This is a genomic window from Thermodesulfovibrionales bacterium, from assembly GCA_035622735.1.
In the GTDB taxonomy this organism is placed as follows: domain Bacteria; phylum Nitrospirota; class Thermodesulfovibrionia; order Thermodesulfovibrionales; family UBA9159; genus DASPUT01.
In genome coordinates, this window is sequence record DASPUT010000091.1 from 1 (window position 1) to 6436 (window position 6436).

The 6436-nt window shown below is 53.8% G+C and carries 8 protein-coding genes and 1 riboswitch; all 8 genes read left to right on the forward strand.

The features are described from left to right. Positions 1–63 precede the first annotated feature (63 nt). Positions 64–1365, forward strand: coding sequence for a B12-binding domain-containing radical SAM protein (locus VEI96_05175; protein ID HXX57373.1), 1302 nt, complete (start codon positions 64–66; stop codon positions 1363–1365). A gap of 44 nt (positions 1366–1409) precedes the next feature. Then, a riboswitch (Fluoride riboswitch) is annotated at positions 1410–1477 on the forward strand. Between the two features lie 47 nt (positions 1478–1524). Next, positions 1525–2718, forward strand: a complete 1194-nt coding sequence (locus VEI96_05180) for a cation:proton antiporter (GenBank protein ID HXX57374.1) — start codon at positions 1525–1527, stop codon at positions 2716–2718. Between the two features lie 14 nt (positions 2719–2732). After that, positions 2733–3158 carry a universal stress protein gene (locus VEI96_05185; protein HXX57375.1) on the forward strand — a complete coding sequence of 142 codons (426 nt, stop codon included), beginning with the start codon at positions 2733–2735 and terminating at the stop codon, positions 3156–3158. 21 nt (positions 3159–3179) lie between these two features. Then, a complete protein-coding gene (crcB, locus tag VEI96_05190; protein HXX57376.1) occupies positions 3180–3554 on the forward strand; it encodes a fluoride efflux transporter CrcB in 375 nt (124 codons plus the stop codon). A gap of 11 nt (positions 3555–3565) precedes the next feature. Continuing rightward, the gene (locus VEI96_05195) at positions 3566–4282 is read left to right on the forward strand and encodes a DUF190 domain-containing protein (GenBank protein ID HXX57377.1); all 717 of its coding nucleotides are present in this window, start codon (positions 3566–3568) and stop codon (positions 4280–4282) included. Between the two features lie 75 nt (positions 4283–4357). Beyond that, positions 4358–5326 carry a sulfite exporter TauE/SafE family protein gene (locus VEI96_05200; GenBank protein HXX57378.1) on the forward strand — a complete coding sequence of 323 codons (969 nt, stop codon included), beginning with the start codon at positions 4358–4360 and terminating at the stop codon, positions 5324–5326. A gap of 75 nt (positions 5327–5401) precedes the next feature. Beyond that, positions 5402–5872 carry a hypothetical protein gene (locus VEI96_05205; GenBank protein ID HXX57379.1) on the forward strand — a complete coding sequence of 157 codons (471 nt, stop codon included), beginning with the start codon at positions 5402–5404 and terminating at the stop codon, positions 5870–5872. A 66-nt stretch (positions 5873–5938) separates the two neighbouring features. Continuing rightward, positions 5939–6436: MFS transporter (locus VEI96_05210; protein ID HXX57380.1), on the forward strand; the 498-nt coding region annotated here is incomplete at its 3' end.

A 6436-nucleotide genomic window follows, 5' to 3' on the forward strand; every position in this document is an offset into this window, starting at 1 on the left:
TATTAAGTGCGTCATGCGATACTATCTCTCAGACGAACGTCCTTGCGACAGGGGAGATAGACTATGAGGCTGAAGATACTCCTCGTGAATCCGTGGATTTACGACTTTGCGGCCTTCAACTTCTGGGCGAGGCCCCTGGGCCTTCTTCAGGTTGCGGAATATCTCAGCCCCTTTGACGCAGAGACCGCCCTCATAGACTGCACCGATTCCTTTAGACCGAAAGACAACGGATCCGGGAAATTTCGGACAGAGATCATCGAGAAACCTGCCCTCTTGAGGGAGGTACCGAGGTTCTATAAACGGTACGGCATAAGCATCGAAGAGTTTCTCTTCAGGGTAAAGGCAGCGATGCCTTTTGATATGGTGATGATGACCTCCATGATGAGTTACTGGTATCCCGGCGTTCAAAAGGCGACGGAGATCATACGGGGTGTCGCCGGAGCTGTTCCGATTATCCTCGGAGGCGTCTATCCGACCCTCTATCATGAGCACGCTGCCGAGACTTCCGGTGCCGATTTTATTTACCGGGGGAGTATCGAGGAAGGTCTTCTCTTTGCCTTATCCACCTTCGGATTCAGGTTGAAAAGAAAGGGCGCTCGGTCGCCGTGTTACCGGCTCAATCTCTACGGGGAATATCCCTATGCATCGCTCGTGACCGCGACGGGCTGCCCTTTTCACTGCCCCTACTGCGCGTCAGGTCTCTTGGCATCCGCCCACAAGAAACGCTTCCCGGGTGATGTAATAGAGGAGATTGCCCATCTTTCCGAAGCGGGAGTCCGCGACTTCGCATTTTATGACGACGCGCTCTTAGTCGATTCCGACAGCCACTTCAAGCCGATACTGAGATCGCTCATCGCGACTGGGATTGAGGCGCGATTCCATGCCCCGAACGGACTCCACGCCCGGTTCCTGGACCAAGAACTGGCGGCGCTGATGAAGATGGTCGACTTCAAGACGTTGCGGCTCGGCCTTGAAAGCGTCGACAGGGAGCGGCAGAAATCGACGGGAGGTAAGGTGGATACGGAGGAGATATCGCGAGCCGTCAGGTATCTCAGGAACGCGGGATTCACGAAGAGAGAGATGGGGGTATACCTCATGTACGGACTCCCCGCCCAGGAACTGGAGGAGGTGAAGGAAGGGATCGGCTTTCTCAAGTCTCTCGAAGTCTCGATACACCTTTCGGAGTTTTCTCCGATAAGGGGCACACGGTACTGGGATGAACTCGTGGGAGCGGGGATAATACATGACGGTCTGGACCCGCTGCTCACAAACAACTCCGTCTTTTCCTTTCTCCATTCGAAGTATGATTCCGGAGACGTCGAAAAGATGAGGCTCGATCTGAAGAGATATAATAGCGAGTCGTGAGAAGGACGGAGTTGACTTATCGAGACGATTTTGTTAACGTAACGGTCGTTACGGGCGATGGAGTTCGCCATGAACCGCTTTGGCTGCCAAAGCTGATGACTCCTACTCTCAATCTCTTGAGGGCAGGGGTTTTTTTAATGCCTGGAGAGGAGAAAGGTCATGCATGAAGTCTGGGGAATGGCGGCACTCTGGATCGGTCTCGCCTTAATCGCCACCTTGCTCTCCATCTGGTTCCGCATAGCGACGGCCCTCTCCGAGATCATCGTCGGCACTGTCGCACAGCTCGTCATAGGCGCACTCGTCGGAACTACGCTCGGCTCTGACCTGCCCTGGATCAAATTTTTATCCGGAACAGGCGCTATCGTCTTGACATTTCTCGCAGGCGCTGAACTTGACCCTGTTGTCTTTAAGGCGAAATTGAAAGAGGCGTCAGCCATCGGCTTCATCTCCTTCCTGGCCCCGTTTCTCGGCTGCACCGCTGCCGCGTATTATCTGCTTCACTGGTCTGTGATGGCAAGCTGGCTTGCGGGTGTGGCCCTTTCTACCACCTCGGTTGCCGTGGTATACGCAGTGATGCTCGAGCTCGGGCTGAATATGACGGATTTTGGCAAGACGGTTCTCGCTGCCTGCTTTGTTACCGACCTGGGAACCGTTCTCGCCCTTGGCCTGATCTTCGCACCCTTCACGATGAAAACGTTGATCTTTGTGGGGGCCAGTGCAGCGACCTTCTTCGTCCTTCCCTCTCTCACACCGCGTTTTTTTCGGAAATACGGGGAACGGCCTTCAGAGCTTGAAGCGAAATATCTCCTTCTCTTTCTTTTCGGCCTTGGCTCCCTGGCTGTCTGGTCGGACAGCGAAGCGGTACTCCCTGCTTACATCATAGGCATGGTGCTGGCCGGGACAGTGGGGAAAGACCACGTTCTCATCAGGCGGCTCCGGACGTTGACATTCGGCCTGCTCACGCCTTTCTACTTCATACGCGCCGGGTCGTTTGTGTCGCTTCAGGCCCTTCTCACGGCTCCGCTTGCTCTCGCAGTGCTCTTCTCATCGAAGATAATCACAAAGATAGTAGGCGTATATCCGACAACAAAGATTTACCGATACGCCCAAAAGGAGGGAATTTATACCACGCTCCTCATGTCTACCGGTCTTACCTTCGGCTCGATATCCGCTCTCTTCGGGTTGAGCCACGGGATAATAGACCGGCAGCAGTATTCTCTGCTCATTGCCGCGGTAATCGGAAGCGCCGTCGTGCCGACGCTCATAGCCAACGCCTTTTTCATCCCTCATTACCTGTTACCCAAAAAGGAAAAGGACAAATCGTTGCAGACGGAAGCCGTAACGGATGCGTGATAGAGGAGGATTCCATGATCAAGAAGATAGTTGTTGCATTTGACGGTTCAGGGCAGTCCGGCAAAGCCTTCGATTTCGCACTGGAACTCACAAGACTCTGCCCGGGTGCTGCTCCGGAGATACTCGTGCTTTCCGTTGCCCAGCCTCCTGAGCCTATCGACATCGTGGAGATGGATGCGGTCATCGACAGCGCGACGGAGCACTACAACGAACTGCTGAAGGGCCTCAAGGAAAAGGCCGGAAAACGCGATATCGAGATAAAGACTGAGGTGGTCATCGGCCATCCGGCGGATCAAATCGTGAGACATGCGAAGGAGAAGAACGCAGACATGATAGTCATGGGGCAGAAGGGAAAATCGAGGGTCGAAAGCTGGCTGCTCGGCTCCGTCTCCAAGCGGGTAGCCACCTATGCGCATTGCTCAGTCACGATCGTGAAGTAGCGTCACGAGGATGCACCATCGATGATGAACTATATCGTTGTCTTTGCAGGCGGGGGCATCGGCTCCGTCGCGCGGTACATCGTTGCGACCTGGATAGGCCAGCGGTGGGGAAGGAGTTTTCCCCTCGGCACCTTCATGGTTAATGTGAGCGGCAGTTTTCTCATCGGGCTGCTCATGACCCTTATGACTGAGCGCTTCATCGAAAACCCGCAATGGAGACTGCTCCTTGTCGTGGGTGGCCTCGGAGGATACACTACCTTCTCGACCTTCGAGTATGAAACAGGCAGACTTGTTGCAGACGGAGAGCTGATATACGCCGGACTTAACGTCGTTCTGAGCGTATTTTTGGGTTTCTCAGCCCTGAAACTTGGAGAAGTGATCGCGAAAATCGTATAGGAGATGACCCTATGGTTACGAAAGGACCCGCTAAGAAGATGACCATTTATGTTGACGAGACGGACAGGTTTCACGGCAGACTCGTCTATGAAGTGCTCATGGATATCTTTTTCAAAAAGAAGATCGGAGGGGCGAGCGTCTTCAGGGGGGTCGCGGGATACGGAACAGACGGGATATTCCATACGGCCAAAATGCTCGAACTCTCGACGAGCATGCCTATAAGGATCGAGGTCGTGGATTCCGAAGAGATGATCAATAGGGTGTTGCCCGACGTGTATCACATCGTGGAGAAGGGGCTTGTCGAGGTGACTGACACAACCGTCGTCAAATGCTGTCCGCAGGCTACGGAAAGGGGAAGGGAGGGGGGCGAACATATGAAACTCGAGGGCAAGGCGAAGATGCTCAGGATCATCATCAGCGAAGACGACAAGTGGGAGGGTGAACCCCTTTATGAAGCGATCATTAAAAGGCTGATTATGACCGATATCGCAGGGGCAACGGTCTACAAGGCGATCGCAGGCTACGGTCCGCACAAGCGCTATCACAAGAAGAGAACGTTGGCTGCGCATGGCGAGCTTCCTATTCTCATCACGGTCATGGACACCGAGGAAAAAATCGGCAAGGTGATCCCGATACTCGATGAGATGGTCGGCGAAGGAATTGTAGTCCTTTCGGATGTGAATGTCATCAAATATACGCACAGGGATGAAGGCCCTGAAATGCCGTAGTTCGATGATCGGTAGGCGAGCAGGAGATAGCCGTGGTGGTGAATCACTGTCGGGCCTTTTCTTAGTGGTGTAAACGTGGATTTCTTGAATATCCTTTTTCCGGTGTCGGGTGTCAAAACCAATATCCTGTTGCCGCCTTTGGTGGCGATGGTCGTTTCCTTTTTCACCTCGATGGGCGGCATATCCGGTGCGTTTCTCCTGCTTCCCTTCCAGATGAGCGTCCTGAATTACACAGCCCCTTCGGTGAGCGGGACGAATCACGTCTTCAATATCGTTGCGATTCCCAGTGGCGTTTATCGGTATATCAAAGAAGGCCGCATGGCATGGCCGCTTACCTGGACGATAGCGATAGGAACGCTTCCGGGAGTCTTCCTCGGCTACTACATAAGAGTCCTCTACCTTCCTGATCCTAAGTCGTTTAAGCTTTTTGTGGGATGCGTGCTGCTCTACATCGGCGTTCGCCTTGTCAAGGATCTCTTGGGGAAAGCTGAGAAATCTTCGGGCGCCCGAACGCTTGAAGAGAAATTTAAGGCAAGAGTTGAAGAGAAGAAGAAAGCGGAGAGAGTAAAGGCGGCGGCGGGGATACCGGCGGACGCGGTAGTTAAGACTGTCTCCCTATCAATGAAAAAGATTGAATACGAATTCTGGGGAGAGCGCTTTTCCTTCAACCCCGTCAGCATGTCCGTGCTCGCCTTTGTCGTGGGCATCATAGGAGGTGCTTACGGAATAGGCGGCGGCGCTATTATCGCGCCTTTCTGCGTTGCCTTCTTTCAGCTGCCCGTCTATACTATCGCGGGCGCCGCCTTGATGGGGACCTTTATCACCTCTCTTGCGGGTGCCTTATTTTTCACGTTTATCCCGGCGACGGGCGGAGTCTCCGCGTTGCCCGACTGGCCGTTGGGAATCCTTTTCGGCCTCGGAGGCTTTGTCGGCCTCTATCTGGGCGCGAGGTGCCAAAAGTTCGTGCCCCAGAAGGCGATAAAGATCATGCTCAGTGCTGTCCTTCTCTTTTTGGCGGTGAGGTATGTTATTCAATTTTTCTGATTGCGTGACCCGTCAAGGGTTCTTCATTGAAGAGGGCTATGGATCGACTTGTGAGCCGTCTTTTAGAAAGTCATTATGTTAGAGCTTGATATCCCCGGCTTCGGCCCGGTCAGGCTGAGTCATCTCGTTTCTGACTTTACGGGAACCCTTTCCGTTGACGGCAGACTGTTGGCGGGGATAAAGGAGCATCTGCAGAGGATATCGGAGTCTCTGACGGTACATATCCTGACTGCCGACACGTTTGGCATGGCAAGGTCTGAACTGGAAGGCATCAACTGCGAGATACATATCCTTGAGGGGGAAAACCATGACAACCGGAAGGAAGAATACGTGAAGAGACTCGGGTGCGAGAATGTCGTTGCCCTCGGAAACGGAAACAACGATCGGAAGATGCTCGCAGCCGCGAGAATCGGCATCGCGGTCTGTCTCGAGGAGGGATGCTCGACGGATGCGCTGAAGTCGGCTGATATCCTCGTCACGTCCGCCTTAGACGCGCTCGATCTTCTGCTCAATCGAAAGAGGCTCACAGCGACATTGAGATTTTAAGAGGGCGGAACACACTCTCTTATCGGCCCTGCCATCGGATATATTCCTTCTCATGGCGGCACAACTATGAACGATGATAAGAGGTTTTTCGGTTTCGGAAAAAATGTATTCGTAACAGGACTCGTGAGTCTCTTCATGGACATGAGTTCTGAGATGATCTATCCGCTCGTCCCCATCTTCCTGTCGAATGTCCTCGGCGTCAACAAATCGATAATCGGTCTCATCGAAGGGATCGCTGAGTCTACCGCCAGCCTCCTCAGGGTCTTTTCCGGATGGTTCTCCGACAGGGCAGGGCGGCGCAAGGGGTTCATGGCCTTCGGATACGGCATATCCACCCTCAGCAGGCCGATAATCGCACTGGCGACCGGGTGGCATACCGTGCTCGGCGCGAGGTTTACAGACCGCTTCGGAAAGGGCATACGGACGGCGCCGAGAGACGCAATCATCGCCGAATCCGTTGATGAGACGCGATACGGCAGGGCATTCGGTTTCCAGAGAGCGATGGACACGATGGGTGCCGTCATAGGGCCCAGTCTCGCCTTCTTCTTCCTGACCGTATTTGCG

Coding starts and splice junctions, on each gene's coding strand:
- VEI96_05175 (HXX57373.1), top strand. CDS start 64: ATGAGGCTGAAGATACTCCTCGTGAATCCGTGGATTTACGACTTTGCG.
- VEI96_05180 (HXX57374.1), top strand. CDS start 1,525: ATGCATGAAGTCTGGGGAATGGCGGCACTCTGGATCGGTCTCGCCTTA.
- VEI96_05185 (HXX57375.1), top strand. CDS start 2,733: ATGATCAAGAAGATAGTTGTTGCATTTGACGGTTCAGGGCAGTCCGGC.
- crcB (HXX57376.1), top strand. CDS start 3,180: ATGATGAACTATATCGTTGTCTTTGCAGGCGGGGGCATCGGCTCCGTC.
- VEI96_05195 (HXX57377.1), top strand. CDS start 3,566: ATGGTTACGAAAGGACCCGCTAAGAAGATGACCATTTATGTTGACGAG.
- VEI96_05205 (HXX57379.1), top strand. CDS start 5,402: ATGTTAGAGCTTGATATCCCCGGCTTCGGCCCGGTCAGGCTGAGTCAT.